This is a genomic window from Arthrobacter sp. LFS091 (genome assembly GCF_047977885.1).
In the GTDB taxonomy this organism is placed as follows: Bacteria; Actinomycetota; Actinomycetes; order Actinomycetales; family Micrococcaceae; genus Arthrobacter.
This window is the reverse complement of the sequence record NZ_JBFPFP010000008.1, coordinates 173,509-198,921: the sequence shown is the minus strand read 5'-3', so window position 1 is coordinate 198,921 and position 25,413 is coordinate 173,509. Positions and strand designations below refer to the sequence as shown.

Sequence of the window (25,413 nt, the reverse complement as noted above, 5' to 3'; positions counted from 1 at the left end):
AATCGCCTATAGTTATCTACTAGCGCCGATACCAAAGCGTTACCTGATCCGGAGCCGAGCTCTGCCAGCGGATCAGGTGTGCCATCCACCACTGGCAGAGGCGGGGGAACCACAAGCGGCTGTCTAAAGAAGCAGCCTTGGGGTGAAGTCCGCAGCAGAAGTGCCCATTTACGCAAGTCCCTCCTGGGATACCTGTGTGCCATGAGCGCTTCGTGCGGACCGGGTCTTTGAACTCTCTGACCCGAATCCGACAGCTAACTTCGCAGGCTTTCCAGAGAGGAACAGAGTTTGACATCGCAGAACGTCAGGGGTCGTCGCCGCGCCACCGGCCCCGCTGTTGAGCTGCGGCCAGCCCGCGCAACAATGGAGGTCCGGCCCCGTGACACTGAGCGCCAAGTCCGCCGCCGTAAGAGCCCATTGCGCCAGGTTGCCGATTTCGCCGCAGCCAGTGGTGTCGGCCAGAAAGCCGGAGTAGCCCTCGCTGCCACCGGCTTGGCGCTGACTGTCGGACTGCCGGCCACAAGCCCCGTGATGGCAACGTCGGAGTCGGGCCAGACCGAGTCCGCCCTCGCCGTTTCCGGCGGCAGCCAGCCAGAGGTTTCCGCGGCCGCATCGGCAAAAATCGACTTCAGCCGCGCCGCCGTCGCAACCGCAGCTGACCCCGACGGCAAGCTGAAGCAATTGCTCAGCGCCCAGTCGGTCGGCAGCATCCAGCGCGCCTCGTCCGTTGGCACGCTTGCCAGCCCCTTGGACAGCCTGGTCACGGCCTCGCCGTTCGGCTACCGGGTCAGCCCCCTCACGGGCGGCACGGGCGACTTCCACCGGGGCCAGGACTTCGTTGCCCAGTGCGGCACCGCAGTGCATGCGGCTGCCACGGGCAAGGTCACTTTCGCCGGATGGCACGAGTATGGCGGAGGCAACCGCGTGGTAGTGGACCACGGCAACGGCCTCGAGACCACCTATAACCACCTGTCGTCCTTCAACGTCAAGGTCGGGCAGACCGTCACCCGTGGCGATACCGTCGCGTTGAGCGGCACCACGGGCGCTTCCACGGGCTGCCACCTCCACTTCGAGGTCCAGGTCAACGGAGAAGTTGTAGACCCCATGGGCTGGCTCTAAGCCAGTTGATGGTCGCCTCTCGCATTTTGCGACACCCCGTGACCTGAATGTGACATTCGCGTTCAACTGTTGTACCGTACAAAGCGCATCGGCTTTTTAGGGGGCCGATGCACTTGAGTGGATTGCCTAGCTCTGCCACCACTCAAGGTCCGTTCGCATAAATCGTCTGGCAGGGGCGGGGGAACCACTTTTGGTCTTCGATAGAAGGCCTTGGGGTTAAGTCGCAAAAGCTTCCTTGAAGCAACGCGGCCGGATGACTCCCATCCGAATCCGACAGCTCACCTCGCAGGCATTGGGAGAGGCTACCTACGTGTCATCACGCACTACCCCTGCGCGCCACCGCGCTGAAACGGTTCGTACGAACCCCTTGAACACTCTTTCCAAGGCTGTTTCGTCCAACGCCGGTTCGGTTGGCCGTCAGGCCGTCGTCCTGGCAGCAGCTTCGGGCCTTGTCCTGACCGCCGGTCTTCCGGCTACGGCAGCTGATACGGACGTCTCCAAGTCGGAAGCCTCCAGCACCCAGCAGATGGTGGCAACCGCCGTCGTCACCGCAGAGCCGACCGCCACCGTGGCCTTCGAGAGCCCGGTCGTGGCCACCAAGGAAGCCCCCAAGGTTGTCCAGCGTGCATCGCAGGTCACCCAGCGCGCCGCTGGTAGCCAGGACGCCGCAGCAGCAGTCACCGCAAAGTCCTCCGAGGTTACGGACGGTGCTGCAAGCGCTGCTGCTTCGGGCCTCGCCGCCATTGCCTACACCGGTATCGGCCACCCCTACGTATGGGGCGGCACCACCCCCAACGGCTGGGACTGCTCCGGCTTCACCCAGTGGGTCTACGCGCAGGCCGGCATCAGCATTCCCCGCGTCAACGCCTGGACGGCCATGAAGCCCACCAGCAACCCGCAGCCCGGTGACCTCGTCATGCAGAACGGCGGAGCCCACGTCGGCATCTACGTCGGCAACGGCATGATGATCAGCGCACTGAACCCGAGCCAGGGCACTCTCCTGCACTCGGCAGCCTCCACGGGCACCTCTTCCTTCTTCACCCTTCGCTAGAAAACATCCGGTTCGTGGCCGGCCAGCATGCCCCCAAGTGCTGGCCGCCCATTACCCGCGTGTCACCCCACTGCACGCGGATACGAAAAGAGAAAATCATGACCAGTGCAAACAAGGTTGCACGGCATCGCGCTGAGGCCCCCAAGACCAGCTCGCTTGCCATCATCGCTAAGGCTGTCGGCGGCAACGCCGGTACTGTGGGCCGCCAGGCCGCCGTCATCGCAGCGGCTTCCGGTCTGGTCCTGACCAGCGGTGTCGCGGCCAACGCCGCCGAAACCAACGTTGACCGTGAATCCACCGCGACGTCCACCCTCGATGTCCAGGCAGTGGTCCAGTCGACCATCGCTGCGGACTCCACGGTAGCCATTTCCTACGAACGGCCCGTCGTCACCACGGTTGAAGCTCCGGCTCCCGTGGAGAAGAAGGCCCCCGCCAAGGCAGAAGCCAAGGCCACGGAGGGCGCCAACACGGCTGCTTCCACCGGCAACGCGACGCTTGCCGTCAACAGCTCGGCTACATCTGCCAAGGCTCCGGCAGCGTCCAGCGGCCTCGGTGCAGCTATCGCCGCCGCAGCTTACGCCCAGCTCGGCGTGACCCAGGACTGCACCATGCTGGTGACCAACTCCCTGGCAGCCGTGGGCATTCACTTCCATGACTGGCCGGCCGGGTACCTCTCCTTGGGCCGTACCGTCAGTGCTGCAGAAGCCCAGCCGGGCGACCTCGCCTACTACGCCAACGGCGGTTTGGCCGGACAGGCCCACATCGCTGTCTACGTCGGCAACGGCATGGCAGTGCACGGTGGATGGAACGGATCCACCACGGCATTGTTCAGCGTAAACGTCGGCTCCGGGCCGGTTTTCATCCGCGTCAACGGCTAATATCGCACCTTTTGGAACACCCCGCAGGCTTCGGCCCGCGGGGTGTTCTGCTTTAACCACGCATGAACATTTGCCGACACTGCACGGGAAACGACAGAAAGATTCGTTGATACGGCATATAAGTGCTTACCCTTATCTTGTCGATCCACAGCCCGTACATGCAGAGGGCAGCCGGCCCTCGTGCCCCTGACGGGTGCGGCCGTGAAGAGGTACGTGCATGCGCACACTCGTTCTGAATGCTGGATATGAACCGCTGGCGGTAATAACATTCCGCCGGGCGCTGGTCCTTGTGCTGACTGGGAAAGCGAGCGTAGTGGCCGAAGGCGACGAGCCTGTCGTCGGGCCACAGGAGATTCTCGGACGACCATCCGTGATCCTCCTCAACCGCTACATCCGTCCCAAGTACAACAGGATCACCGCTGTGAGCCGCCGGGGCGTCCTTCGCCGCGACGGTCACCGCTGCGCCTACTGCGGGAAGACAGCGCACACCATAGACCACGTCCACCCCAAATCCAGGGGCGGCGCGGATTCCTGGGAAAACCTGGTTGCGGCGTGCTTGAAATGCAACAACGCCAAGAGCGACCACACGCTGGCTGAGATGGGTTGGAAACTTCGTTTCAAACCCGGCGTGCCCCAGGGAACCATGTGGCAGATCAAGGAACTCGAGAAACCTGCGCCGGACTGGGACCCGTTCCTGTTGCCGGAATCCGCTGCCTGATCGATTTCTGACGACTCCGCCCGCCCCGGGTAATCTGGGCGGATGGAGTTCAACGCCGTCGTCCTGGCGGGTGGCAGGGCCACCCGCCTCGGTGGCGTGCCCAAGCCGTCCTTAACGTACGACGGCGCCACCCTCCTTTCGCATGCCCTGCAGGCATCGGGAGGTGCAGCCGCCGTCGTGGTTGTAGGCCCTGAGGTTCCGGGCAACGACGCGGCCCTGTACGAAGGCATCCTGAGGGCGCGGGAAGAGCCGCCGTTTGCGGGCCCTGCTGCGGCGATCGCTGCCGGGCTGGCGGCGCTGAGGACCCGGGCCCTGCCGTGTCAGTGGACGCTGGTTTTGGCGTGCGACATGCCCCACGCTGCCCGCGGAGTCGATGCCCTCTGGAACGCGCTCAGGAATCATCCGGACGTGGACGGTGCCATGGCGGTGTCTGCAGACGGTCGTAAGCAGCCGCTGCTGGGTGTTTACAGCACGGCGGCCCTGGAACGGAAAGTGGCGGAAGCCGAGGGCAATTCCGGCTTAACGGACTCTTCGGTCTTCCGGCTGCTTGCTAGGCTGAACCTGCTGGATGTCGCCGTCCCCGCCGGTGCCACGGATGATGTGGATACCTGGGATGACGCCACGGCGTTGGGCATTGACTACGACTTGGAGGCCGACGTGAAGAGCCAGGAAGAGACGCTCGAGGAATGGTGCCGCGCACTGCTGCAGGCCTTCGAGCTGGAAGGCGTCGAAGTTGACGTCAATGAGGTCCTCGCCGTCGCCGGAGTAGCTGCGCATGCGGTGGTGCGTCCCGCTGCTCCCTTGACCACGTTCATCGCCGGGTACGCCGCCGGCATGGCCCGCGGGATCGGCCAGGCCAGCGACGATGCCTCCATGAAGGCGGCCTTGGACCTGGCACGCAAGGTGGCCAAGGAGTACGCGGAGACCGGGACAGACGCCGAATGACCGAGGCCCCCAGGGAGGGCCATCACGCGGCACACACGTGGCAGGAGGCCCGCAGCCGGGCATTCGAGGTTGCTGCGCCTATCCCGCCCGGTCCGGTCCCGATCAGTTCCGCCATTGGCCGCACATTGGCCTCGGATGTCCTGGCCGTGCAGGACATGCCCCACTACGCGTCGTCGGCCATGGACGGATGGGCCGTCAACGGCAGTGGTCCGTGGATCCTTAGCGAGCCCGGGCAGCGGCTGGCACCACACCAGGCGAGCCCCATTGTCACTGGTGGCCTGATTCCGCCCGGTGCCAAAGCTGTGTTGCGCAGCGAGAGCGGCGAGATTACGACGGACGACGACGGTCTGCCGATCCTTGCGCTTGGCGGCACAGCGAAACCGGGGGAGCCACGCAACGGCCAACATATCCGTAAAGCCGCCGAAGAAGCCGTGGAGGGGGAGGTCCTGCTCAAAGCGGGGACGGTACTGAACCCGGCGCACATAGCTTTGGCGGCGCTGGCCGGACTGGACCATCTGAACGTTCAGGGCAAGCCTTTGGTCCGCTTCCTCCTGACAGGCTCGGAGGTAGTAGTGCAGGGGGTGCCAGGTCCGGGGCAGGTCCGGGACACGTTCGGTCCGCAGTTGGGTTCTGTCGTGGAACTTTTGGGCGGCATTGCCGGTGAGCAGCTCAGGGTTGGTGACAGCTATGAAGAGTGGCTGGCCGCCCTCCAGGATACTGAGCCGCTGCTTGGCCGACCTGACGCGGACGCCGAACCGCCGGCCGACGTCGTTATTACCACCGGGGGCACCGGGCTCTCGGGGACGGACCACTTCCGGAAGGCGGTGGCCGAGCTCGGAGGCGAGCTGCTGATTGATGGCATCGCCATGCGTCCGGGCCATCCCGCGGTGCTGGCCGAGCTTCCCGACGGCCGGTTCGTGCTGGGCCTGCCCGGGAATCCGCTCGCGGCGATGATGGCCTTGTTCACGGTGGGTGGGCCCCTGTTGGCGGCCTTGGGACACGGCAAACTTGAAGACGTCGCCGAGGTGCCCTGCGGCGCGATGATTGACGCGGACCCCGGCCGGACCCGCCTGATGCCCTTCAGGCTGATGTATGGCCTGGCGTCGCCGGCCCAGCATGCGGCTCCCGGGATGATGCGCGGCCTCGCAGCTGCGGATGGGGTCATGGTGGTCCCGCCGCACGGAGTGCAGATGGGGGAATTGGTCCCTGCGTTCGCCCTGCCTTGGGGCAAGCCGCTGCCCGCACCCAAGCCGGCGGATGACAAGCCACGCAAGGCGCCGGGCAGGCCGGCGAAGAAGGCTCCGGCCGGCCCGGTGGACCGGAGTGCCCTGGACGCTTGAGCGGTGCGCTCGCCTTGGACGGACAGTCCGGCCAAGATGCAATGATGGACTCATGAACAGGCATGCTCCCGAACAGGACATCAACGAAGATGACCTGCAGATCCACCCGCCCAAACGAGCCGCAGCAGGCGTCAAAGCCGTCACGGTGGCGCTTGAACGCGGCTATTCGCAAGCGGGGGTCACCCGTACGGTCCGCTCCATGCTGCGGGTCAACCAACACGGCGGGTTCGACTGCCCGGGATGTGCGTGGCCCGAATCGATCACCGGCCGGCGAAGCCCGGCAGAGTTTTGCGAGAACGGCGCCAAGGCAATCGCCGAAGAAAGCACCACCAGGACGGTGGGCGCGCCTTTCTGGGCCGAGCACTCCATCAAGGACCTCGAAGGCAAGACCGAGTACTGGCTGGGGAGCCAGGGCCGGATTTCCGAGCCTGTGGTCATCAGGCCCGGTGACACCCACTATTCGCCCATCAGCTGGACGGACGCTTTCGCTCTCATCGGGGAGCACATCAACGCCACCACGCCGGACAAATGCGTGTTCTACACCTCCGGCCGCACGGCCAACGAGACCGCCTTCATGTACCAGTTGTTCGCTCGAAGCCTCGGCACCAACAACCTCCCGGACTGTTCGAACATGTGCCATGAATCCTCCGGCAGCGCACTGAACCCCACCATCGGAATCGGAAAGGGCACGGTGTCCCTGGAGGACATCCACCATGCGGAGCTGGTGCTGGTGGTCGGCCAGAACCCCGGAACCAACCATCCCCGGATGCTCTCAGCACTGCGGGACTGCAAGAACAACGGTGGAAAAGTCGTTGCCGTGAACCCGCTTCCGGAGGCGGGCCTGTTGAACTTCAAGGACCCGCAGTCCCTTAACGGAGTGATCGGTGGCGGCACCACCATCGCCGATGAGTTCCTGCAGATCAAGGTCGGCGGAGACCTCGCCTTGTTCCAGGCCCTCGGCCACCTGCTCCTGGAGGAGGAGAAGCTCAAGCCGGGGACCGTCGTCGACCATTCCTTTATTTCGCAGCAGACCGACGGTTTCGCCGCCTACGCGGAGGCCCGGTCTACGGTGGACTGGTATGAAACAGAGCGCGCCACCGGCCTGGGCCGTGCGGAGATCACCAAGGTGGCGAAAATGATGGCTGCCTCCAAGGCCACCATCATTTGCTGGGCGCTGGGATTGACCCAGCAGCCCCACTCGGTGGATACCTTGCGCGAAATCATCAACCTCCTGCTGCTCCAAGGGAACTTCGGCAAGCGGGGAGCGGGAGCCTGCCCGGTCCGCGGCCACTCCAACGTGCAAGGTGACCGCACCATGGGTATTTGGGAGAAGCCCAAGGAGTCGTTCCTGGCGGCCTTGGACAAGGAGTTCGGCTTCCGGATGCCGCGCGACCATGGCTACGACTCCGTGGAAACCCAGCACGCCCTCGAGAAGGGTGAGGTGGATGTCTTCGTGTCCATGGGCGGCAACTTCGCCGCGGCGGGTTCGGACACGGCAGCACTGGAAGAAGGCCTGAAACGTGCCGGGCTGACGGTCCACATTTCCACCAAGCCCAACCGGGCCCATGTGGTCCATGGCAAGACATCCCTGATCCTGCCCACGCTGGGCCGGACAGACACCGATGACAAACACCCCAAGGGCAAGCAGTTCCTTTCCGTGGAGGACTCGATGTCGGTCATCCACAAAACGCAGGGACGGCTGGAACCGGTCTCCGAACACCTGCTCAGCGAACCGGTGATCGTAGCCCGTATGGCGCAGGCGACCCTTGGCGATGACCACGGCGTGGACTGGCGGTCCATGGCTGAGGACTATGACGTGATCCGCGACCATATCTCCCGTGTCATCCCCGGATTCGAAGACTTCAACGCCCGGGTCCGTACCAAGAATGGTTTCGTGTTGCCCAACCCGCCCCGTGATACCCGTACCTTTGCCACGGACATCGGGAAGGGTCGCTTCAGCGTGCGCCCATTGGAGTACCTCGAAGCCCCTGCAGGCCACCTGATCCTGCAGACGGTGCGAAGCCACGATCAGTACAACACCACCTTCTATGGGCTGGATGACCGTTACCGTGGAGTCTCGGAGGGCCGCCGCGTGATTCTCGTCCACTCCGATGACCTCGAGGAACTTGGCTTCCAGGACCGTGATTTGGTGGACGTCATCTCGACGTTCGCCGGCTCGGAGAGGCGGGCCAACAAGTTCCGGCTGGTGGATTACCCCACAGCGAAGGGCTGCGCTGCCGCCTACTTCCCGGAAGCCAATGCACTGGTACATCGCGAGTTGGTGGCCAGGGAGTCCAACACGCCCGGTTACAAGGCCATGACAGTGCGCTTCGTCCGGCATGAAAGTGAGGTGGCTTAGCGTGGGACGCGTAACCCAGCGCCGCAAGGTGCATAAGTTCGTCCTGGATGGCTCTCCCCAGGCACTGGAGCACCCAGTCCGGTTCAAGGAGGATGTCCTTGCCGTGGAGGAACCCTTGGAGATCCGGCTTGGCGACATGTCGTTCTCGGTGACCATGCGGACCCCGGGAGACGACTTCGACCTCGTTGCCGGCTTCCTGGTGTCCGAGGGCATCATCTGGGAGCCCTCCCAGTTGATCTCCGAGCGGTTCTGCTCGGGGGAGGACGAGAACGGCGTGCAGACCTTCAACGTTGTGGACGCCCAGTTGCGCCCCGACGTGGAACGCCCGGACACCGGACGCAATGTGTACACCTCAAGCTCGTGCGGCATCTGTGGCACGGACTCCATCGAGGCGGTCCGCAAATCCTCGCACCACACGCCGTACGAGGACGACGTCACCGTCCCCGTGAGCGTCCTTGCGGCCCTGCCGGACCGTCTCCGCGAGGCACAGGCGGTTTTCGACAAGACAGGCGGCGTCCATGCCGCCGGGCTGTTCAGGATTCACGACGACGGCACTTCCGAGCTGCTCTGCCTCCGGGAGGATGTGGGGCGCCACAACGCGGTGGACAAAGTGGTGGGCTGGGCTTTGCGCGCCGGAATGCTCCCGTTGCGGGGGACGGTGCTGCAGGTTTCCGGCAGGGCGTCTTTCGAGCTCGTCCAGAAGGCCGCGATGGCCGGCATACCAGTCCTGGCCGCAGTCAGTGCTCCGTCCAGCCTTGCCGTGGAGCTGGCCGTGGAATCGGGCATCACACTGGCGGGCTTCAGCCGGGGTTCCAGCCTCAATGTGTACGCTGGTCGGGACAGGATCACGGGAGAACAGGGCTCCTAGGGACACCCCGGTGGGGGCCCCGTCACTTGGCTATTGGGCTGGAACAACGTAGATTTTATCCATCGAATGGAACCGCGGGTATCAGGAACAGGCGTTGAAAAACAGCCTGTGGGGAACCTGCCATCACGCTGTCCTTAACCCGACGCCCAAAGGGGAATTAATTGCACGACGACCGCCGGATCACTGAACAGCGTCTCGATCGATTTGTTCGGGAACGCATTCTTCCGGCCATTTATGGCAGGGCCTTACCGCTGGAGCTCAGCAGCTGGGATGCTCCCGGTGAGCCGGTGCCCGCCGCCGAGGCCATGCGCCAGCTCTTCACCCCACAGGAGCCGGGCGCTGCATGGGGCAAGGCCTGGAGCACAAAATGGTTGCGCCTGCAGGGCGAGGTGCCCCAGGACTGGGGCATGGCGGATTCCACTGGGGTGGAGATCATCGTGGACCTTGGGTTCAACAGTGACGTCCCCGGTTTCCAGTGCGAAGGCACCGCCTGGCGTGCGGACGGCAGCATCATCAAGGCAATCTCGCCCAGGAACTACCACGTACCCCTGAAACTTCTTGGCGGCGGACACTCCGTGGACTTCTACGTGGAGGCCGCGGCCAACCCTGACGTTGCACAAGGCTGGTCCTTCGCGCCCACTCCGCTGGGAGACAAGGCGACCTCCGGTGATGAACCCCGATACCGCTTTGGCCGGATCGTCATGGCAGAGCTGAATGAAACTGTGTGGGAACTCAACCAGGACATTTGGACCCTCAGTGGCCTGATGCATGAGCTGCCCATCGAATTGCCCCGGCGCAACGAGATCCTGCGGGCACTGGAACGCATGCTGGACATCATGGACCCCGACGACGTCGCCGGCACGGCAGCCGCCGGCCGTGAAGCGCTCAGGGAGGTCCTGAGCAGGCCGGCGTATGCGTCGGCGCACGAACTCCTGGCCACGGGCCACGCACATATCGACTCGGCGTGGCTGTGGCCGGTCCGGGAGACCATCCGCAAATGTGCACGGACTTTCTCCAACGTGGTGGCCCTGATGGACGAGGACCCGGACTTCGTCTTCTCCTGTTCCTCCGCCCAGCAGATGGCCTGGATGAAGGAGTACTTCCCTGAGCTGTTCGTCCGGATCAGGGAAAAGGTCAAAGCCGGACAGTTCGTTCCCGTGGGCGGCATGTGGGTGGAGTCCGACACGAACATGCCCGGCGGGGAGGCCATGGCCCGCCAGTTCGTGGAGGGCAAGAGCTTCTTCCTGAAGGAGTTCGACATCGAATGCCAGGAAGCATGGCTGCCCGACTCCTTTGGCTACTCCGGAGCGATCCCCCAAATCGTCAAGGCCGCGGGATCGCGTTGGTTCCTGACGCAAAAGATTTCCTGGAACAAGGTCAACAGGATGCCGCATCACACGTTTTCCTGGGAAGGGATTGACGGGACCCGGCTGTTTACGCACTTCCCTCCCGTTGACACGTACAACGCGGAGCTGCACGGCCGGGAGTTGGCCCACGCCGAGCGCAACTACCGCGACCACGGCCGTGGCACCATGTCGCTGGTGCCGTTCGGCTATGGCGACGGCGGTGGCGGACCAACGCGCGAAATGGTTGCTGCCGCGCACCGCACCGCAGACCTCGAGGGATCGCCAAAGGTCCGCATGGGCACGGCCCGGGACTTCTTCACCAAAGCGGAGGCCGAGTACGCGAACCTTCCGGTGTGGGTGGGGGAGATGTACCTGGAGATGCACCGTGGCACGTACACGAGCCAGGCCAAGACCAAACGGGGTAACCGCCGCAGCGAGCACCTTCTCCGCGAAGCAGAACTGTGGTGCTCCACCGCCGCAGTGCGGCTCGGCGCGGATTACGAGTACCCCTACCAGGAACTCAAGCGCCTCTGGCAGCTGGTCCTGCTGCAGCAGTTCCACGACATCCTGCCCGGCAGCTCCATCGCGTGGGTCCACCAGGATGCCGAACGCAATTACGAGGCCATCGCACGCGACCTCGAAGCAATCATCAGTGCCGCCGCGACGGCCCTGGTGGGACCAGGTGGCAACGAGTACCTGCTCAACGCCGCCCCGCACATGCGTGCCGGAGTGCCCGCTCTAGGCGCCGGCGCAGCGACCACCCCCGGTTCCGCCGTTGACGTCCAGGTGGATGCCGGCGGCTACGTCCTGGACAACGGGGTCATCCGTGCGGTCCTGAACGCTGATGGTCTCCTGAGCTCGCTTGTGGACCACGCCAGCGGCCGTGAGGCGATCGCTCCGGGCCAGGCAGGCAACCTGCTGGAGCTCTTCAGGGATACCCCGAACGAGTGGGATGCCTGGGACATCGAGGAGTTCTATCGTCGGAATGTCACTCCGCTGACCCGTGCGGACAGCTGCGACCTCGAGCGCACCGCAGCGGGCGCCGTCGTGGTGGTCAAACGCAAGGTGAACGCCTCCACCATTACGCAACGCATCACGCTCGACGCCGGCGCGAAGTCCCTGGGCATCGCCACCACCGTGGACTGGCAGGAACGCGAAAAGATGCTGAAGATTGCGTTCCCGCTGGACGTCCGAGCTGACCGCTCGGCCTCCGAAACACAGTTTGGCCACGTCTTCCGGGCCACCCATACCAACACGTCCTGGGAAACCGCTAAGTTCGAAATCTGCGCGCACCGCTGGATCCACGTGGCCGAACCCGGATACGGGGTGGCGGTCAGCAACTCCTCCAGCTACGGCCATGACGTCACCAGGGCGGTCCGCGGGGACGGCGGAACCACGACGACGGTGCGCACCTCGCTGCTGCGTTCCGCCCGTTTCCCGGACCCGGAGGCGGACCGGGGCGAACACACCCTGGAACTGTCCATCAGGCCTGGCGCGGCGATAGCCGACGCCGTGGAAGAGGGCTACCGCACCAACCTGGCACCGCGGTACGTTACCGGCGGGCACGCCGTGGAGCCGCTGGTTTCAGTGACCAATCCTGCGATCGTAGTGGAAGCCGTCAAGCTGGCCGAGGACGGATCGGGCGATGTTGTGGTCCGGCTTTACGAATCCTTGGGGGAGCGCTCAACCGGCAAGGTAGCGCCCGGATTCCAGGCCCAGGGTGTCGCGGCCACGGACCTGTTGGAACGGCCCGTCGATGCCCCCGGGGTTGCTGTGGGGGAAGACTGCGTGGTGGACCTGGTGCTCCGTCCGTTCCAATTGGTGACGTTGCGCTTCAGCCGGGGCTAGAGATCGTGCTGTAGCCGTTTCACAAAGAGCTTGGTCCGTTCCTGCCGGGGTGCGCGCAGCACCTCGGCAGCAGGGCCCCGTTCCACCACGACGCCGCCATCCATGAAGATGACTTCGTCCGCCACGTGCTGCGCGAAGGCCAGCTCATGGGTGACGATCACCATGGTCCAGCCCTCTTCGGCGAGTTCCTTGATGACGCCCAGAACGTCGCCTACGAGCTCGGGATCGAGGGCGGAGGTGGGTTCGTCGAACAGGAGGAGCTGGGGTTTCAGGGCCAGCGCGCGCACGATGCCGACGCGCTGTTGCTGGCCTCCGGAAAGCTCAAAGGGATAGGCGTCGCGCTTGTCGGCCAGGCCCACGCGTTCCAGGAGCCGTTCGGCTTCGGCAATGGCCTCGGCCTTGGGACGCTTCTGGACCTGCACCGGCCCCTCAATGATGTTCTTCAACACGGTCATGTGCGGGAACAGGTTGTAGTGCTGGAAGACCATGGCGCTGCGGTCGCGGAGGGCGGCTACTTCCTTCTTGCCCACCTTGGCCCCAAAATCGATGGCCAGCTCACCTGAGGCATCACCGCGGCCGAAGGTAACGGTGCCGCCGTCGGGAATTTCCAGTCCGTTGAGCGAGCGCAGGACCGTGGTCTTACCCGAGCCCGAGGGCCCGATCAGGGCCACTACCTGGCCACGGCGGATATCGATGTCGATGTCGCGCAGCACCTGGTTGCTGCCAAAGGCCTTGGCGAGGTTCCTGGCCTCCAGTACCGGGGCGACCCGCGGTTCCGGGGTATCAGTGGGCGACATAGCGGTCCAATCTCCTCTCCACGGCGGACTGCGCGGTGGAAAGGACCAGGCAAATGACCCAGTAGACCAGGGCGGCCTGCAGGTACAGGGCCATGAACTCCTGGCTGAAGGCAGCAATCTGCTGGGCATTGCGGAACAGTTCGGTGACCAGGATCAAGGATGCGAGGGACGTGTCCTTGACCAGGGAGATGAAGGTGTTGGACAACGGTGGGACAGACACCCGGGCCGCTTGCGGCAGGATGATGCGTAGCAGGGTCTGCGGCCGGGACATGCCGATGGTGTGGCCGGCTTCCCACTGGCCCTTCGGCACGGACAGGATGGCGGCACGGATGATCTCAGCCGCGTAGCCGCCAACGTTAAGGGAGAAGGCGATGATCGCGCTCGGCCAGGGGTCCAGCTTCACACCGATGCTGGGCAGCCCGTAGAAGATCACGAAGAGCTGCACCAGCAACGGAGTGCCGCGAATGACTGAAACGTAGAAACGGCCGATCCCCGAAAGGACCACGTTGGGGCTCAGCCGCAGCAGGGCAACCAGCAGCGCCAGCACCAGGCCAAATGCGAAGGACGCAAGCGTGAGGGGAATGGTCCCCGTCACGGCCCCAGTAATCAGGGGGCCGAAGGAGCTCCAGATGAGGTCCCAGTTCATCTATTTCGTGACGTCCGCGCCGAAGTACTTGGTGGAGATCTTCGCCAGCGTTCCGTCGGACTGGAGATCGGCGAGGGCTTTACTGACGGCCTTGCTGAGTTCCGTGGATCCCTTGCGGAAAACGAACGCACTCTCGGTCTTGTCCGGCGCCTCAGCTGCAACCTTCAAACCCGAGTCGGGGGTGGTCTTCGCGTAGTCGAGGTAGGTGAGCTTGTCGTTGACGGTGGCATCGACGCGTCCTTGCTGGACCAGGGTGGCGGACTGGGCCCACCCCTCCACAGCCTGGACGTTCGCGCCGGCTTCGACAGCCATCTTGTAGAAGTTGCTGGTCAGCGACTGGGCAGTCGTTTTGCCCTTGAGGTCGGCGAAGCTGTTGATGCTGTTGTTATCGGACTTGGTGACCACAACGCCCGTGGAGACGGTGTAGGGCGTGGAGAACTCGTACTTGGCTTTGCGTTCGTCATTGATGGAGATCTGGTTCGCGATGGTGTCGAAACGCTTGGCTTCCAGGCCCGCGAAGATGCCATCGAACTGGGTCTCCTGGAAAGTTGCCTTCACGCCAAGCTTGTCTGCCACTGCCCGTGCAATCTCGACGTCGTACCCTGTCAGGTCGCCGGCGCCCTCAGCATGGAAGGTGAAGGGGCGGTAGGTTCCTTCGGTGGCAATGACCAGTTCGCCTTTGGACTTCACATCGGAAAGGGACGTATCCGCGCCGGACTGGGCAGGAGCGGAGCCGCCGCCGCAGGCAGCAAGCGCAAGGGCGGCCGAGGCCAGGGTGGCAGCGAGGATTGAGCGTCGGGTGCGAAGGCTGTTCATGGAGCCATCTTAGTCACGGTGTGTGCGCCGCATTTGCTCTTGCCCGACGAGGAAACAATTTTGCCGTTAAAAAGGCTGAGTGGGGGCGGTCCCCAACAGCCCGCCACCACTCATCCCCCCAATTGTGATCCGGCGGGCGCCACATCCACCGGAAACCCGTTCTCTGATTCCGGTGTCAGGCTGCAGCCGCTTTCACACATTCATGATTGTGCCATGATCTAATGCTTTTGTGAAAGTCTTACGCCAAGAGTCGTCGCTTTCGACGGGCGTAGGCCTTGGAAAACCAGATTCCGGCCAATCCGATGCACGTGGACATGGCAGCTGAGTAGTTGATGAGCACCCGCAGCCAGGCCTCTGAAAAAGGGATCAACGGGAAGAACTGGGAGAGCAGCAGCAAGCAAAGGCCCAGGAGCAGGAACCCCGAAGCCACGCGCAGCAGCACGGGAGCCGTGCTGGCCACGGTCCGCCAGATCGCAGGAACCAGGCAGGCTGCAACAAACCCGGGATACAGCCGTCCCATGGCCGCATAGCCGTCCAGGGAGGGCCCCCAGGTGAGGCCGCTCATTCCGGCCGAGGAACCCCTCGTGTCCGTGATGGCGAAGAAGTAGATGGTCAAGGCACCCACCAGTATGGCCGCAGTGATGCCGATGGGTCCGCGGATTGCACGTACGGCCGATTCTGATCCGAACGCCATGGCGATCTTGACCCCCATGAAGTAGAACGTGGCATACAGGAGGAACCGCAGCACCAGGTTGCCGATGTTCATCCCGCCAAGCCAGCCATCAATGACCAGATACGGCGCTTCGATGCTGACGAAAATGCTCAGGGTGATCAGCGAGAAGATGTAGAAGACATCCCGGTTCTCGCCGCGCAGGGCGCTGGGGATTCGTGCGAGGGTAATCGCGAGGCAAACAACCAGCGTGACCCAGGGCAGGACAGCCGTCATCCGAGGTTCTCCCAAATTCTTTCAGTACGTTCGTGGTCTTGTTCTTGTCGGCGCAGTGTCTTACCGAGTGCCAGCAGCCGGTCGCCGGCCAGGGTCACCAGTGAACTCTGGGTCATGGCGTCCAAGGCTTTCCGCCGGGCATCCGGTGGCCACCCGGCCTCCGCTTCGGTGATGAGTCCGCCGGCCACCAGTCCTCCCGCGGGCCCCACCCCGGCAGCGCGGGAGGTTGCGACAGCGAGTTCGGGCGGAAGCCTGTTGGCTGTCAGGTGCGCCGAAAAATTCTGGGGAGCGATCCCGGTGGCGACACTGACGCGGTGCCGCAACTCGCCGTCGTCGATCGCGTCCACCCAGTTCCGCACGGACGTGGGGTGCGGTGGCTCCGAAAGGTGCGGGGCGGGGGCGGAACCTGGCTCGCTTCGCTCCACCACGGCCCGCAACAAGTCGATGGTGGCCACCTGGCTCACCAGTTCGCAGGGCGTCGGTGGGACGGGGTCGCCACGAAGATCGGAGTAGAGGTCGAAAGTCGAGAGCGCCTGTACCGGGTTGATATGGAAACCGCGACTGATGCTGACCAAGGTGGATTCGGCCACCTTGCCGCGAACCAGCTGCTGGGCAAGGGTGGTCCTCTTGATGCCGGCGATCCTGCAGACGTCAGCCGTGCTGGCATCGGGCGCAACGCCGTGAAGCCAGCGCTGGAACGCCTTGGACTGTAATGGCATGTGGAACTTTCAGGAATGTGTCGCAGGGGCGGCCCGGTTTCGCTCAGCGGGAAACCGGAAGTGGGAGTACGAAACGATTTTACGCTGACGCCACATTGAATTATGCTTGATGATTGAACCCGTTGGTCCGTACACCCCCCAAGTCCGGACCAACGGGTTTTTCCATGCCTGCGGGAATCGCAGCCTGATTCCCTGCGTTTCCTTGCTGGAGGATAGACACAATGACTGCAACCTTGGTAGCCAAGGATCTTGCCGGTGGTCACGGCCACCGCACCCTTTTTTCGAAGCTTTCCCTCACCGTGGCGCCAGGCGACGTCGTTGGTGTTGTGGGCGCGAACGGCGCGGGTAAATCGACGCTGCTGCGTATCCTGGCCGGGGTCGACCAGCCGCAGGAGGGGACCGTCAGCCTCGCGCCGTCGGACGCTTTCGTGGGCTGGCTGCCGCAGGAACATGAACGTACGGACGGCGAAACCATCGCCGCGTACATTGCCCGCAGGACAGGCTGCGCCAAGGCCACAACCGAGATGGAATCCACCGCCGAAGCGCTCGGATCCGGTGCTCCCGGGGCCGACGACGCCTACTCCCTTGCGTTCGACCGGTGGATGGCATCCGGTGCCGCTGACCTTGAAGACCGCATCCCGGCAGTCCTGGCCGACCTCGGCCTGGAACTGGGCACCGACGCGCTCATGACGGGGCTCTCCGGCGGGCAGGCGGCCCACGTGGCATTGGCCGCGCTGCTGCTCAGCCGTTTCGATGTGGTCTTGCTGGACGAACCCACCAACGACCTCGACCTGGACGGCCTGGCCCGGCTTGAGTCGTTTGTCCAAGGCCTGCGCGGCGGCGTGGTGCTGGTCTCGCACGACCGCGAGTTCCTGGCCCGGTGCGTCACCGCCGTCGTGGAACTGGACCTGGCACAGAACTCCGTTGCCGTCTACGACGGCGGGTACGAGTCTTTCCTTGAAGAACGCGCCATCGCCAAACGCCATGCCCGCGAACGTTACGAGGACTACGCAAACACCAAGGCGGACCTCGTTTCCCGTGCCCGCACCCAGCGTGAATGGAGCTCCCAGGGCGTCCGGAACGCCATGAAGAAGAACCCGGACAACGACAAGATCCGTCGTGCCGCCAGCACCGAATCCTCCGAGAAGCAGGCCCAGAAAGTCCGCCAGATGGAGTCCCGGATCGCCCGCCTCACCGAGGTGGAAGAGCCCCGCAAGGAGTGGCAGCTGCAGTTCAGCATCGGCCAGGCGCCCCGCTCAAGTGCCGTCGTCGCCACCCTGCGCAACGTCGTCGCGCGCCAAGGCGACTTCACGCTCGGGCCGGTGAGCCTCCAGCTCAACGGCGGTGAGCGGATCGGCATCACCGGCCCCAACGGTGCCGGTAAGTCCACTCTGCTCCGGCTGCTGCTGGGGACACAGGAACCGGACGACGGCGACGCTTCCATGGGTGCCTCGGTGGCCGTTGGCGAGATTGACCAGGCCCGCGGACTGCTCGACGGCGGCAGCAACCTTGGCGACGCGGTTGAAGCCGTGCTGGTGGATTGGACTGCCGCGGACGTCCGGACGCTGTTGGCCAAGTTCGGCCTGAAGGCGGATCACACGTCCCGGACTGTGGATTCCTTGTCACCGGGGGAGCGGACCCGTGCCGCGCTCGCATTGCTGCAGGCCCGCGGAGTAAACCTGCTGGTGCTGGACGAGCCCACCAACCATTTGGACCTTCCTGCGATCGAGCAGCTTGAAGAGGCACTGGAAAACTACGAAGGGGCGCTCCTGCTGGTCACCCACGACCGCCGCTTGCTCGAAAACGTACGGCTCGATTCGCGTTGGCACGTGGACAATGGCCACGTGCAGGAGCTCCATCACACCCCAAGCCAGGAGAAGTAACCATGAGCATGGACCGCGTGGCCTGGAGCTCGCTGTACAACATCACCACTGCCAAGTCCGGCTCCAAGCCGTTCTCGAAGGAAACACTGAAGCGGGTGATGGCTTTTGCCGCCCCGCATAAGGGCAAGCTCATTGCCTTCGTCATCGCTTCGATCGCCGGAGCGTTCCTGGCTGTCGCCACCCCGGTCCTTGCCGGCCAGGTGGTTGACGCGATCATCGCCAACGCCGGGGTGGGAACCGTCATCTGGTTGGCTGTCCTGATTGCGATCGTGGCCGTTGGCGAAGCAGGCGTAGGTCTGCTGACGCGCTGGTTGTCGTCGATCATTGGCGAGGGCGTCATCGTGGACCTGCGCACCCGGGTCTTTGACCACGTGCAGCGGATGCCCATCGCCTTCTTCACCCGGACCCGGACGGGTGCGCTGGTGAGCCGCCTGAACAACGACGTCATCGGGGCCCAGTCTGCCTTTGCGGGCACCTTGTCCGGCGTGGTCAGCAACGTGGTGGCGTTGGCCCTGACATTGGCGGTCATGCTCAACACCTCCTGGCTGGTCACTGTGCTGGCCATGGTGCTGCTGCCGATCTTCCTGATTCCCGCACGCCGGATGGGCTCCAGGCTGGCGGATCTCCGCCGTGAAGCTGCCGCCCACAACGCCGCCATGGGAACCCAGATGACGGAGAGGTTCTCCGCGCCCGGAGCCACTTTGGTGAAGCTCTTTGGCCGCCCGGATGAAGAGTCCCGTGAGTTCGCCGCACGTGCCGGACGCGTCCGGGACATCGGTATCCGCACCGCGATGCTGCAGTTCACGTTCGTCACAGCTCTGACGCTGGTCTCGGCGTTGGCCCTGGCCTTGGTCTATGGCCTGGGCGGCTGGCTGGCGTTGGGAGGCCAGTTGGCTCCAGGCGATGTTGTGGTCCTGGCGCTCCTGCTGACCCGGCTGTACGCTCCGCTGACGGCCTTGTCCAATGCCCGCGTGGAAATCATGAGTGCTTTGGTCAGCTTTGAACGCGTCTTCGAAATCCTGGACCTGAAGCCCCTTATCACCGAGAAGCCGGACGCGGTTTCGGTGCCGGCTGGTCCGGTTGCGGTGGAGTTCGACAACGTGCGCTTCTCCTACCCGTCCGCAGACAAGGTCTCCCTGGCCTCCCTCGAAGAGGTTTCCACGTTGGACACCCGCGGTGGCGAGGAAGTCCTGCACGGTGTCAGTTTCCGTGTCGAGCCCGGCCAGACGGTGGCGTTGGTGGGTTCCTCAGGCGCAGGCAAGTCCACGGTGGCACAGTTGTTGTCCCGGTTGTACGACGTCGATTCCGGTGCTGTTCGGCTTGGCGGCCAGGCTCCCGGGACAGGCGTGGACGTCCGTGACATCCGCTTCGATTCACTGCGTGACACGCTGGGCATGGTCACCCAGGACGGTCACCTGTTCCACGAAACCATTGCATCCAACCTTCGCCTTGCCCGTCCCGACGCCACCGAGGACGACATGTGGGATGTGCTCAGGCGGGCCCGCCTGGAACCGATGATCCGATCACTGCCCGACGGCTTGGAAACAGTGGTAGGGGAGCGGGGCTACCGGCTCTCCGGCGGCGAGCGGCAGCGGCTCACGATTGCCCGGCTGCTCATCAAGCAGCCGCGCGTCGTCATCCTCGATGAGGCAACGGCCGCGCTGGACTCCACCAACGAAGCCGCCGTCCAGGCGGCCTTGGGCGAGGCGCTCGAGGGGCGTACCGCCGTCGTTATTGCGCACCGTCTGTCCACCATCCGGGCAGCCGACGCCATCTTGGTGGTGGAGGACGGCAGGATCGTGGAGCGTGGCACGCATGCCGAGTTGCTGGCCGCCGATGGCCGCTACGCCGAGCTGTACCAAACCCAGTTCGCCGAAGCCACGGCGGTTGCCCAGGAAGCCGTCCCGGAGTTGTAACGCCTCCCGCGCCTTGCTTAGCTGCGACTTGCTTAGCTGCGACCTGCTTAGCTGCGACCTGCTTGGGCTGCGGCAAGGGCGGGGAGCACATGGTCGGTCAGAAGCGGCGCAAGGTCCCCGGGCAGCGGCGCATGGAGGTCCAGCCAGCGGACCTCGGCGATCTCCGCTGAGGGGTGGGCACGCCAGGTTCCGGGTGCCGTGAAGACGGTGGCTTGGATGTTGGTCGCTGCCTCGTTGGCGGCCGCAGCGAGCCAAGCGCCCATGGGTTGGAGCTCTTCGGCCGGCACGTCGATGCCGACTTCCTCCATCAGCTCGCGGGAAGCGGCCTGGGCTGCGGTTTCGCCGGGCTCGGGCTTGCCTCCGGGGTGCATGAACTTGTCTGTTCCGCGCTTCCGGACGGTAAGGAGGTGCCCGGCTTCGTTGTAGACGCAGACGGCGCTGACAATGATCAGGTTCATTTTTGCCTCTTCAAATGCGATTCGAGCAGCAGATCCTTTGCAGGACCACGGACATCCCAGGCGAAACTGAACGAATCCGGCCCCTCGTAGCTGTAACTGACGCGGTAGTCGTCGGGATCGCACCAGTGCTCGTCCTCATGGCCCTGCTCGGTGAAGCTCATGGTGTGGAAGGCCCTGCCGTCCGGGAAAAAGACATCCATCCGCTCGGGCGAGGTGCCAGGCTTCAGGAGGTATTCGCGGAATGCCGCGCCCGAATGGGTGGGCCAATGCATGGTTCCGTCTTCACGGTAGTCCAGGCCGCCGTCGGGGTTCTCCGTGTAACGCACGACGCCGGTAAAGGTACCGCGGGTGCCGGAAGCCCGGTCCAGGAGGGTCCGCTCCACGTGCCAGCTGCCGGCCAGGTAGGCCTGCAGGTCCGGGGTGGGCTGCTGGTGGTTCAAGTGCCCTCGATTGGAATCGAACCAACGACACCGGCTTTAGGAGAGCCGTGCTCTATCCACTGAGCTACGAGGGCCTGCGTCCATGGCATGAAACCCATTGCTGGAGCTCAGGGCCCGGACACGACTACAAGCATACAAGCTGCCGGGGCAGTGCCTGAACACGGCTAGGCTGGCGACCATGAAAGGGCACCTGACCACGGCGGCTCCCGCCGGATCGTTCCTACCCGATGTGCGAAGCGTCCGCGCGACCATTGGAGGCTGGGCGCAGCTGAGCGTCGTCCAGTACTTCGTGGCGGAGACCGCGGTGATCCAGGCCTGGGCTGGTCCGGAGCCCTACAGCAGGGCAACCGGGTACATCAGCGACCTCGGGGCGGTGTCCTGCGGTGTCTACGAGGACAGGGCGGTGTGCTCGCCGTTGCATCTGCTGATGAACGCATCCTTTGTGGTGCAAGGCCTGGGGCTGGTCCTAGGTGCACTGTTCCTGACTGCCGGGCTCCTGTACGTCGCTGCGCGTCCGGGAATGCCTGCCCGGCGATTCCGGGACGCACCGAACACCCCGGCTCCCGTCCGCGTGCTGACTGTACCGTGGCTGTTATCGGTCGCGGTCCGGGTCCTGACAGGGGTGGCCGGAGTGGGAACGGTGGTTGTCGGCCTGGTACCCGAGGACCTGGGTTCTCCGTGGCATTTCGCGGGGGCACTGATGTTCTTCATCGGCGGCGGGTTCACCCTGATCCTGCTTGCCGTCCTGTGGTTCCGGCAGACTCCGGTGAGTTGGTTCCTCGGCGCCTGCGGGCTGGTCTGCCTGGGGGCGCTCATTGCTGGGGGGATCACCCGTATGCATGTGCCCCAGCCCGGAACCCTGGAGCGGCTGATGGGCTATCCCGTCACGATTGGGTTGGCGGCGGCGGGCCTGGTGATCGCCCAGCGCGTGCGGCGGCACCGAAGGGAGCTCAAGGCGCGAGGTGTGCTGGGCGCCGGGCCTCGCACCCTGTCCCGCTGATCGCACCCGTCATCCCTGGTGCGCGTGGCGGGTAGTGGTGCGCCGCCGGCGAACAGGTGGTGCGCTGGGCGGGCAGGAGCGCGGAAAATCAGGAGGGCTTGGCGTTCTTTCGCCCGAGGAACACCGCAGCCACGCCGCAGACGAGGCTCACCAGGAAAAGCACCCACGACGCGACCGTCACTGCGGAAGCCAAAGCCACCGCACCGGCGTCGGGCGTTTCGGCGGCCAGCATGGAATCGATGGCCACGTTCGACCACAGGTGGGCCACCGCGAACAGCAGCGGAGCGGCCCACATGGCCCAGCGCAAGGACTTGCGGGCCACGTTGGTGCCGATCAGCAACAGCCAACTGAAGCCGAAAATCAGCGGGAACAGCGTGCCGGCGGTCTTGTGGACATAGTTCAACTGGCCCCGCGCGGAGTCGTCCATCGCGGCGCGAAGCTGCGACACGTAGTCCTGCGAGAACCCGCCGATCAGCGAATCCGGCATGGCAAGGCCACCGGAGAGCTGCGTCATCTGGTTCAGGGTCAGCAGGTGCAGGTACCAGAACAGGAACAGGCTGGCCACGACGCCTGCGATCACAATGAGCTTGGAGTTGCTCTGGGCCTTCTGCGGGGTGCGCTGGGTGGTGGTGTTGATCACTGGCGGCAATGAGTGGTCCGGGACCGCCGCCTTTGCTCCGTGCTTCCTGATGCGCTGCGCTGGTGTCTTGGCCATGTCATTCATTATCCCGCCACATAAGCTGGACCCATGACCACCGGCAGGCACACCGCAACTGAACTCGATCCCGCACTCGACGATTACCAACTGGCCAGCGCCCTGGTCCGCGAAGCAGGCCAACTGGCGCTGCTCATGCGGATGGGCGGCCTGCAGGGTGAACGGAAGACGTCGGTGTCCGACGTCGTCACCGCAGCAGACCACGCGGCCGAGGCCTACGTCCTGGAACAACTGCGGCGCTGCCGCCCGGATGACGGCATCCTCGGCGAGGAAGGCGCATCAGTGGCCGGCACCAGCGGCCGCACCTGGGTGATCGACCCCGTGGACGGAACGTACAACTTCCTGCACGGCTCCACATACTGGTGCTCGGCGATTGCGTTGAAGCGCGACTCGGGGGACACCACCGTGGATCCCGAGGTTCTCTTGGGTGCCATCTTCCAGCCGGAACTGGACAAGCTCTGGGTGGGTGGCCAGGAACACCCGGCAACCCTGAACGGGGAGCCGATTTCCGGTTCCGGGGACCGACTTGTCGGCGAGATCTGCGCGGCAACCTACATCCACCCCACCTGGCTGGCAGACCCCCGCACGGCCATGCCCTGGCACGCCGCTGCCATCACCGCCGCGTCCCTGCGCATGTTCGGTTCGGGTTCCTGCGATCTCGGCCGTGTCGCGGATGGCGAACTCGGATGCTGGTTCCAGCACAGTTGCCCGGAATGGGACTGGCTCCCCGGCAAGGCGATCGTCCGTGCGGCCGGCGGGGACACCGCCGTCGTGACAGTCAACGGAATGAACTGGTTCGTCGCGGGAGGCCCGACGGCGGTCCGCGACTTAAGCGCGGCCCTCACCTCAGTTCCCCAGTTTGCCTAGGAGCCCTATAGGGCGTTAACCCCTTCGGGTACCCCTGCGAACCGCCACCGTTTGCCCTTGTTACTTTGCACCGGGGGCGACTGCCCCCACGGTCTCAGCTGCAGAACAGCCCTGTCCTGCAGCGTTCGCAAGGGGGAAGTACTTGAACAGCAAGAGCAAGCTGTGGCCCACAGCCGTCGGCGTTACTGCCGTCTCGGCTTTGGCCATCGGCCTCGTCGCCGCACCCGCGGCAAATGCAGCACCCACTGACGTGATTTCGCTCGGCAGTGGACAGATCATCGATGGTTCCGTCCTGGCCATCCCGAACTTCGCCAACCTCGCCGCCAACGGCGCCGCAACCGCCCAGCAGGTAGGCACACCGCCTACCGGTCCTGCGGTCATCGAAGCCACCGACCCGCTGGACCTCAGCGCCGTCTTCGGCGTCGTCAACGTCGGTGCGGGCAACATTCCGCTGCTGCAGAACAACGGCATCATCCAGGTTGGTGCGGTCAGCCAGTACGGCAAGGCCGTCAACGATGGCTCCTCGGAAGCTTTTTCCGGCACCGTCAGTGGTGCTCCGGGACTGGTCACGCTTCCTGCGGGCCTCCCGACCTCCGGTGACCCGGCCATCCCGGCAGCCCGCATCACAGCCGGAACTGCCGCCATCCTGGGTGGCACAAACCTGGTGGACCTCACCATGGACATCTCCACCCTTGCCGCAGCAGCCAAGAAGGACCAGGGCGCTTCACCGCAGGGCGCCTACGCCGTCGCGGGCGTTTCGGCCAACGTTGGCGGCACGCTGGTGGGGGGCGTCTCCACAGCACTCACTCCGTTGCTGAACACCGCCAACGTGGCCTTGTCTGCTGTTGGCCTGCCCATCACCAACCCGCTCGCCAGCGGCGTCATCCAGATCACCGAGGCTGACCTGCTGGCCGCGGCGGGTGTCGCAGACCTGAACTCGCTGCCGGCGGGTACCGATCTGGTCTCCTTCCTGCCCGCGGCAGTGTCCACCAAGATCCAGAGCATCCTGGCAACCACCTTGTCCAGCACCCGCGCGGCTGTTCAGGCACTGCCCGACACACTTCCGCCCCTCGGATTGCCGAACGTCGCCAAGACCACTGCCTTGCTGGCAGTCACCACCCTGGAAACGGCAGTCAACGGGTTGGTAGGTGGCCTGAGCACCAGCCTGGTTACTCCGTTGGGCAACGCGTTGACGGCTTTGGTTTCGGCCAAGGTCAACATCCAGGAAACAGCACCCTCGGGTGCCTTCACCCAGCGCGCCTTGCAGGTTGGAATTGCCGGTGGCTCCATCGCCACAGTCAACCTCGCCAGCGCCACAGTTGGTCCGAACCTGGACGCAGCGGCCATCCCGCTGGTCAACACCGACACCATGGCCATCAGCGGTGGCGTGGCACTCCTGGCACTGCTCACCTGGCTGTTCGTTCGCTCGCGCCGCCAGACTGCGGTAGCTGCTGCCTGATCGCTGTGAGCGCATCAAGCACCAGCGAAAGGAGAACGCCTTATGTACGGCCATAACTGGACTGCAGGCGGCACGGCAGCCGGGGGCACCGCCCTCGCTGCTACCGGTGCCCCAACCCTCGGCTGGGTCATCCTGGTGGGTGTCGCACTGCTGATTACCGGCTTCGTGGTCCTGCGTAACAGCAGGCTCAAGGCTGCGAAGCGGGATACGGGCCCCAACCCGTAGCACTACCGGCGGGACGGCTCCTGCAAGGGCCGTCCCGCCACCCTTTCCTCCCAT

Annotated in this window: 23 protein-coding genes, 1 tRNA gene and 2 riboswitches; of the genes, 15 read left to right on the top strand and 9 right to left on the bottom strand. The window is 64.6% G+C overall.

Annotation, left to right across the window (positions count from 1 at the left end; translation table 11 throughout):
* The first annotated feature begins 42 nt into the window (after window positions 1–42).
* Window positions 43–284: riboswitch (cyclic di-AMP (ydaO/yuaA leader) on the top strand.
* Window positions 285–288: 4 nt separating this feature from the next.
* The 9 genes from ACNQOP_RS16420 to ACNQOP_RS16380 all read left to right on the top strand — a co-directional run bounded on the left by ACNQOP_RS16420 (window position 289) and on the right by ACNQOP_RS16380 (window position 12,472).
* Window positions 289–1,119 (top strand): M23 family metallopeptidase, encoded by an 831-nt coding sequence (locus tag ACNQOP_RS16420; RefSeq protein ID WP_235518948.1) that lies wholly within the window; start codon window positions 289–291, stop codon window positions 1,117–1,119.
* Between the two features lie 137 nt (window positions 1,120–1,256).
* Window positions 1,257–1,425, top strand: a riboswitch (cyclic di-AMP (ydaO/yuaA leader).
* Window positions 1,426–1,429: 4 nt separating this feature from the next.
* Window positions 1,430–2,170, top strand: a complete 741-nt coding sequence (locus ACNQOP_RS16415; protein ID WP_257368910.1) for a C40 family peptidase — start codon at window positions 1,430–1,432, stop codon at window positions 2,168–2,170.
* A gap of 98 nt (window positions 2,171–2,268) precedes the next feature.
* A complete protein-coding gene (locus tag ACNQOP_RS16410) occupies window positions 2,269–3,048 on the top strand; it encodes an NlpC/P60 family protein (protein WP_284985932.1) in 780 nt (259 codons plus the stop codon).
* A 217-nt stretch (window positions 3,049–3,265) separates the two neighbouring features.
* Window positions 3,266–3,766 (top strand): HNH endonuclease, encoded by a 501-nt coding sequence (locus ACNQOP_RS16405; RefSeq protein ID WP_144662688.1) that lies wholly within the window; start codon window positions 3,266–3,268, stop codon window positions 3,764–3,766.
* A gap of 42 nt (window positions 3,767–3,808) precedes the next feature.
* Complete coding sequence (locus tag ACNQOP_RS16400; protein WP_416405161.1) at window positions 3,809–4,711, top strand: NTP transferase domain-containing protein; 903 nt, start codon at window positions 3,809–3,811, stop codon at window positions 4,709–4,711.
* Window positions 4,708–6,051 carry a molybdopterin molybdotransferase MoeA gene (locus ACNQOP_RS16395; RefSeq protein WP_416405160.1) on the top strand — a complete coding sequence of 448 codons (1,344 nt, stop codon included), beginning with the start codon at window positions 4,708–4,710 and terminating at the stop codon, window positions 6,049–6,051. Before ACNQOP_RS16400 ends, ACNQOP_RS16395 begins: the two co-directional genes overlap by 4 nt.
* Window positions 6,052–6,103: 52 nt before the next feature.
* The gene (locus ACNQOP_RS16390) at window positions 6,104–8,410 is read left to right on the top strand and encodes an FdhF/YdeP family oxidoreductase (RefSeq protein ID WP_416405159.1); all 2,307 of its coding nucleotides are present in this window, start codon (window positions 6,104–6,106) and stop codon (window positions 8,408–8,410) included.
* Window position 8,411: 1 nt separating this feature from the next.
* Window positions 8,412–9,278 (top strand): formate dehydrogenase accessory sulfurtransferase FdhD, encoded by an 867-nt coding sequence (fdhD, locus tag ACNQOP_RS16385; RefSeq protein ID WP_257368906.1) that lies wholly within the window; start codon window positions 8,412–8,414, stop codon window positions 9,276–9,278.
* 161 nt (window positions 9,279–9,439) lie between these two features.
* Window positions 9,440–12,472: an alpha-mannosidase gene (locus tag ACNQOP_RS16380; protein WP_416405158.1), complete on the top strand. Its 3,033-nt coding sequence runs from the start codon at window positions 9,440–9,442 to the stop codon at window positions 12,470–12,472.
* Here the strand turns inward: ACNQOP_RS16380 and ACNQOP_RS16375 are convergent.
* The 5 genes from ACNQOP_RS16375 to ACNQOP_RS16355 form a co-directional block, all read right to left on the bottom strand.
* Window positions 12,469–13,269 carry an amino acid ABC transporter ATP-binding protein gene (locus tag ACNQOP_RS16375; protein WP_257368904.1) on the bottom strand — a complete coding sequence of 267 codons (801 nt, stop codon included), beginning with the start codon at window positions 13,267–13,269 and terminating at the stop codon, window positions 12,469–12,471. The genes ACNQOP_RS16380 and ACNQOP_RS16375 overlap by 4 nt on opposite strands.
* Window positions 13,256–13,915, bottom strand: coding sequence for an amino acid ABC transporter permease (locus ACNQOP_RS16370; RefSeq protein WP_257368903.1), 660 nt, complete (start codon window positions 13,913–13,915; stop codon window positions 13,256–13,258). The genes ACNQOP_RS16375 and ACNQOP_RS16370 overlap by 14 nt, the downstream gene beginning before the upstream one ends.
* On the bottom strand, window positions 13,916–14,731 hold the full coding sequence (locus tag ACNQOP_RS16365) for an amino acid ABC transporter substrate-binding protein (RefSeq protein ID WP_416405157.1): 816 nt from the start codon (window positions 14,729–14,731) through the stop codon (window positions 13,916–13,918). It lies immediately after the preceding gene.
* 238 nt (window positions 14,732–14,969) lie between these two features.
* The gene (locus ACNQOP_RS16360) at window positions 14,970–15,677 is read right to left on the bottom strand and encodes a hypothetical protein (protein WP_416405156.1); all 708 of its coding nucleotides are present in this window, start codon (window positions 15,675–15,677) and stop codon (window positions 14,970–14,972) included.
* Window positions 15,674–16,396, bottom strand: a complete 723-nt coding sequence (locus tag ACNQOP_RS16355; protein WP_235518969.1) for a hypothetical protein — start codon at window positions 16,394–16,396, stop codon at window positions 15,674–15,676. The genes ACNQOP_RS16360 and ACNQOP_RS16355 overlap by 4 nt, the downstream gene beginning before the upstream one ends.
* Window positions 16,397–16,617: 221 nt before the next feature.
* Between ACNQOP_RS16355 and ACNQOP_RS16350 the strand changes: the two genes are divergently transcribed.
* Together ACNQOP_RS16350 and ACNQOP_RS16345 are read left to right on the top strand one after the other, a co-directional pair.
* Window positions 16,618–18,279, top strand: a complete 1,662-nt coding sequence (locus tag ACNQOP_RS16350; protein WP_416405154.1) for an ABC-F family ATP-binding cassette domain-containing protein — start codon at window positions 16,618–16,620, stop codon at window positions 18,277–18,279.
* A 2-nt stretch (window positions 18,280–18,281) separates the two neighbouring features.
* Window positions 18,282–20,195: an ABC transporter ATP-binding protein gene (locus ACNQOP_RS16345; protein WP_235518976.1), complete on the top strand. Its 1,914-nt coding sequence runs from the start codon at window positions 18,282–18,284 to the stop codon at window positions 20,193–20,195.
* Between the two features lie 47 nt (window positions 20,196–20,242).
* On the opposite strand, the gene ACNQOP_RS16340 is transcribed toward ACNQOP_RS16345, so the two are convergent.
* The 3 genes from ACNQOP_RS16340 to ACNQOP_RS16330 form a co-directional block, all read right to left on the bottom strand.
* The gene (locus tag ACNQOP_RS16340) at window positions 20,243–20,653 is read right to left on the bottom strand and encodes an NUDIX hydrolase (RefSeq protein WP_416405153.1); all 411 of its coding nucleotides are present in this window, start codon (window positions 20,651–20,653) and stop codon (window positions 20,243–20,245) included.
* Window positions 20,650–21,093: a DUF6314 family protein gene (locus ACNQOP_RS16335; RefSeq protein WP_416405152.1), complete on the bottom strand. Its 444-nt coding sequence runs from the start codon at window positions 21,091–21,093 to the stop codon at window positions 20,650–20,652. The genes ACNQOP_RS16340 and ACNQOP_RS16335 overlap by 4 nt, the downstream gene beginning before the upstream one ends.
* A gap of 1 nt (window position 21,094) precedes the next feature.
* Window positions 21,095–21,167: transfer RNA gene (locus ACNQOP_RS16330), tRNA-Arg, on the bottom strand.
* A 104-nt stretch (window positions 21,168–21,271) separates the two neighbouring features.
* Here ACNQOP_RS16330 and ACNQOP_RS16325 point away from each other — a divergent pair.
* Complete coding sequence (locus ACNQOP_RS16325; RefSeq protein WP_416405151.1) at window positions 21,272–22,093, top strand: hypothetical protein; 822 nt, start codon at window positions 21,272–21,274, stop codon at window positions 22,091–22,093.
* Window positions 22,094–22,181: 88 nt separating this feature from the next.
* Here ACNQOP_RS16325 and ACNQOP_RS16320 read toward each other — a convergent pair whose 3' ends face one another.
* Entirely contained in the window at window positions 22,182–22,808 is a 627-nt protein-coding gene (locus ACNQOP_RS16320; protein WP_416405150.1) for a hypothetical protein, read from the bottom strand.
* A gap of 33 nt (window positions 22,809–22,841) precedes the next feature.
* On the opposite strand from ACNQOP_RS16320, the gene ACNQOP_RS16315 reads away from it, so the two are divergent.
* The 3 genes from ACNQOP_RS16315 to ACNQOP_RS16305 all read left to right on the top strand — a co-directional run bounded on the left by ACNQOP_RS16315 (window position 22,842) and on the right by ACNQOP_RS16305 (window position 25,359).
* A complete protein-coding gene (locus tag ACNQOP_RS16315) occupies window positions 22,842–23,675 on the top strand; it encodes an inositol monophosphatase family protein (RefSeq protein ID WP_257368894.1) in 834 nt (277 codons plus the stop codon).
* A gap of 142 nt (window positions 23,676–23,817) precedes the next feature.
* The gene (locus tag ACNQOP_RS16310) at window positions 23,818–25,134 is read left to right on the top strand and encodes a choice-of-anchor G family protein (protein ID WP_257368893.1); all 1,317 of its coding nucleotides are present in this window, start codon (window positions 23,818–23,820) and stop codon (window positions 25,132–25,134) included.
* Between the two features lie 42 nt (window positions 25,135–25,176).
* A complete protein-coding gene (locus tag ACNQOP_RS16305; RefSeq protein ID WP_235518994.1) occupies window positions 25,177–25,359 on the top strand; it encodes a hypothetical protein in 183 nt (60 codons plus the stop codon).
* Window positions 25,360–25,413: the final 54 nt, after the last annotated feature.

Bases quoted from the DNA above. Each gene is read 5' to 3' on its own strand.
- ACNQOP_RS16350 (WP_416405154.1), top strand. From the start codon at position 16,618: ATGACTGCAACCTTGGTAGCCAAGGATCTTGCCGGTGGTCACGGCCAC.
- ACNQOP_RS16405 (WP_144662688.1), top strand. From the start codon at position 3,266: ATGCGCACACTCGTTCTGAATGCTGGATATGAACCGCTGGCGGTAATA.
- ACNQOP_RS16400 (WP_416405161.1), top strand. From the start codon at position 3,809: ATGGAGTTCAACGCCGTCGTCCTGGCGGGTGGCAGGGCCACCCGCCTC.
- ACNQOP_RS16315 (WP_257368894.1), top strand. From the start codon at position 22,842: ATGACCACCGGCAGGCACACCGCAACTGAACTCGATCCCGCACTCGAC.
- ACNQOP_RS16360 (WP_416405156.1), bottom strand. From the start codon at position 15,677: ATGACGGCTGTCCTGCCCTGGGTCACGCTGGTTGTTTGCCTCGCGATT.
- ACNQOP_RS16340 (WP_416405153.1), bottom strand. From the start codon at position 20,653: ATGAACCTGATCATTGTCAGCGCCGTCTGCGTCTACAACGAAGCCGGG.
- ACNQOP_RS16395 (WP_416405160.1), top strand. From the start codon at position 4,708: ATGACCGAGGCCCCCAGGGAGGGCCATCACGCGGCACACACGTGGCAG.
- ACNQOP_RS16355 (WP_235518969.1), bottom strand. From the start codon at position 16,396: ATGCCATTACAGTCCAAGGCGTTCCAGCGCTGGCTTCACGGCGTTGCG.
- ACNQOP_RS16375 (WP_257368904.1), bottom strand. From the start codon at position 13,269: ATGTCGCCCACTGATACCCCGGAACCGCGGGTCGCCCCGGTACTGGAG.
- ACNQOP_RS16320 (WP_416405150.1), bottom strand. From the start codon at position 22,808: ATGGCCAAGACACCAGCGCAGCGCATCAGGAAGCACGGAGCAAAGGCG.
- ACNQOP_RS16410 (WP_284985932.1), top strand. From the start codon at position 2,269: ATGACCAGTGCAAACAAGGTTGCACGGCATCGCGCTGAGGCCCCCAAG.
- ACNQOP_RS16345 (WP_235518976.1), top strand. From the start codon at position 18,282: ATGAGCATGGACCGCGTGGCCTGGAGCTCGCTGTACAACATCACCACT.
- ACNQOP_RS16390 (WP_416405159.1), top strand. From the start codon at position 6,104: ATGAACAGGCATGCTCCCGAACAGGACATCAACGAAGATGACCTGCAG.
- ACNQOP_RS16365 (WP_416405157.1), bottom strand. From the start codon at position 14,731: ATGAACAGCCTTCGCACCCGACGCTCAATCCTCGCTGCCACCCTGGCC.
- ACNQOP_RS16305 (WP_235518994.1), top strand. From the start codon at position 25,177: ATGTACGGCCATAACTGGACTGCAGGCGGCACGGCAGCCGGGGGCACC.
- ACNQOP_RS16325 (WP_416405151.1), top strand. From the start codon at position 21,272: ATGAAAGGGCACCTGACCACGGCGGCTCCCGCCGGATCGTTCCTACCC.
- ACNQOP_RS16370 (WP_257368903.1), bottom strand. From the start codon at position 13,915: ATGAACTGGGACCTCATCTGGAGCTCCTTCGGCCCCCTGATTACTGGG.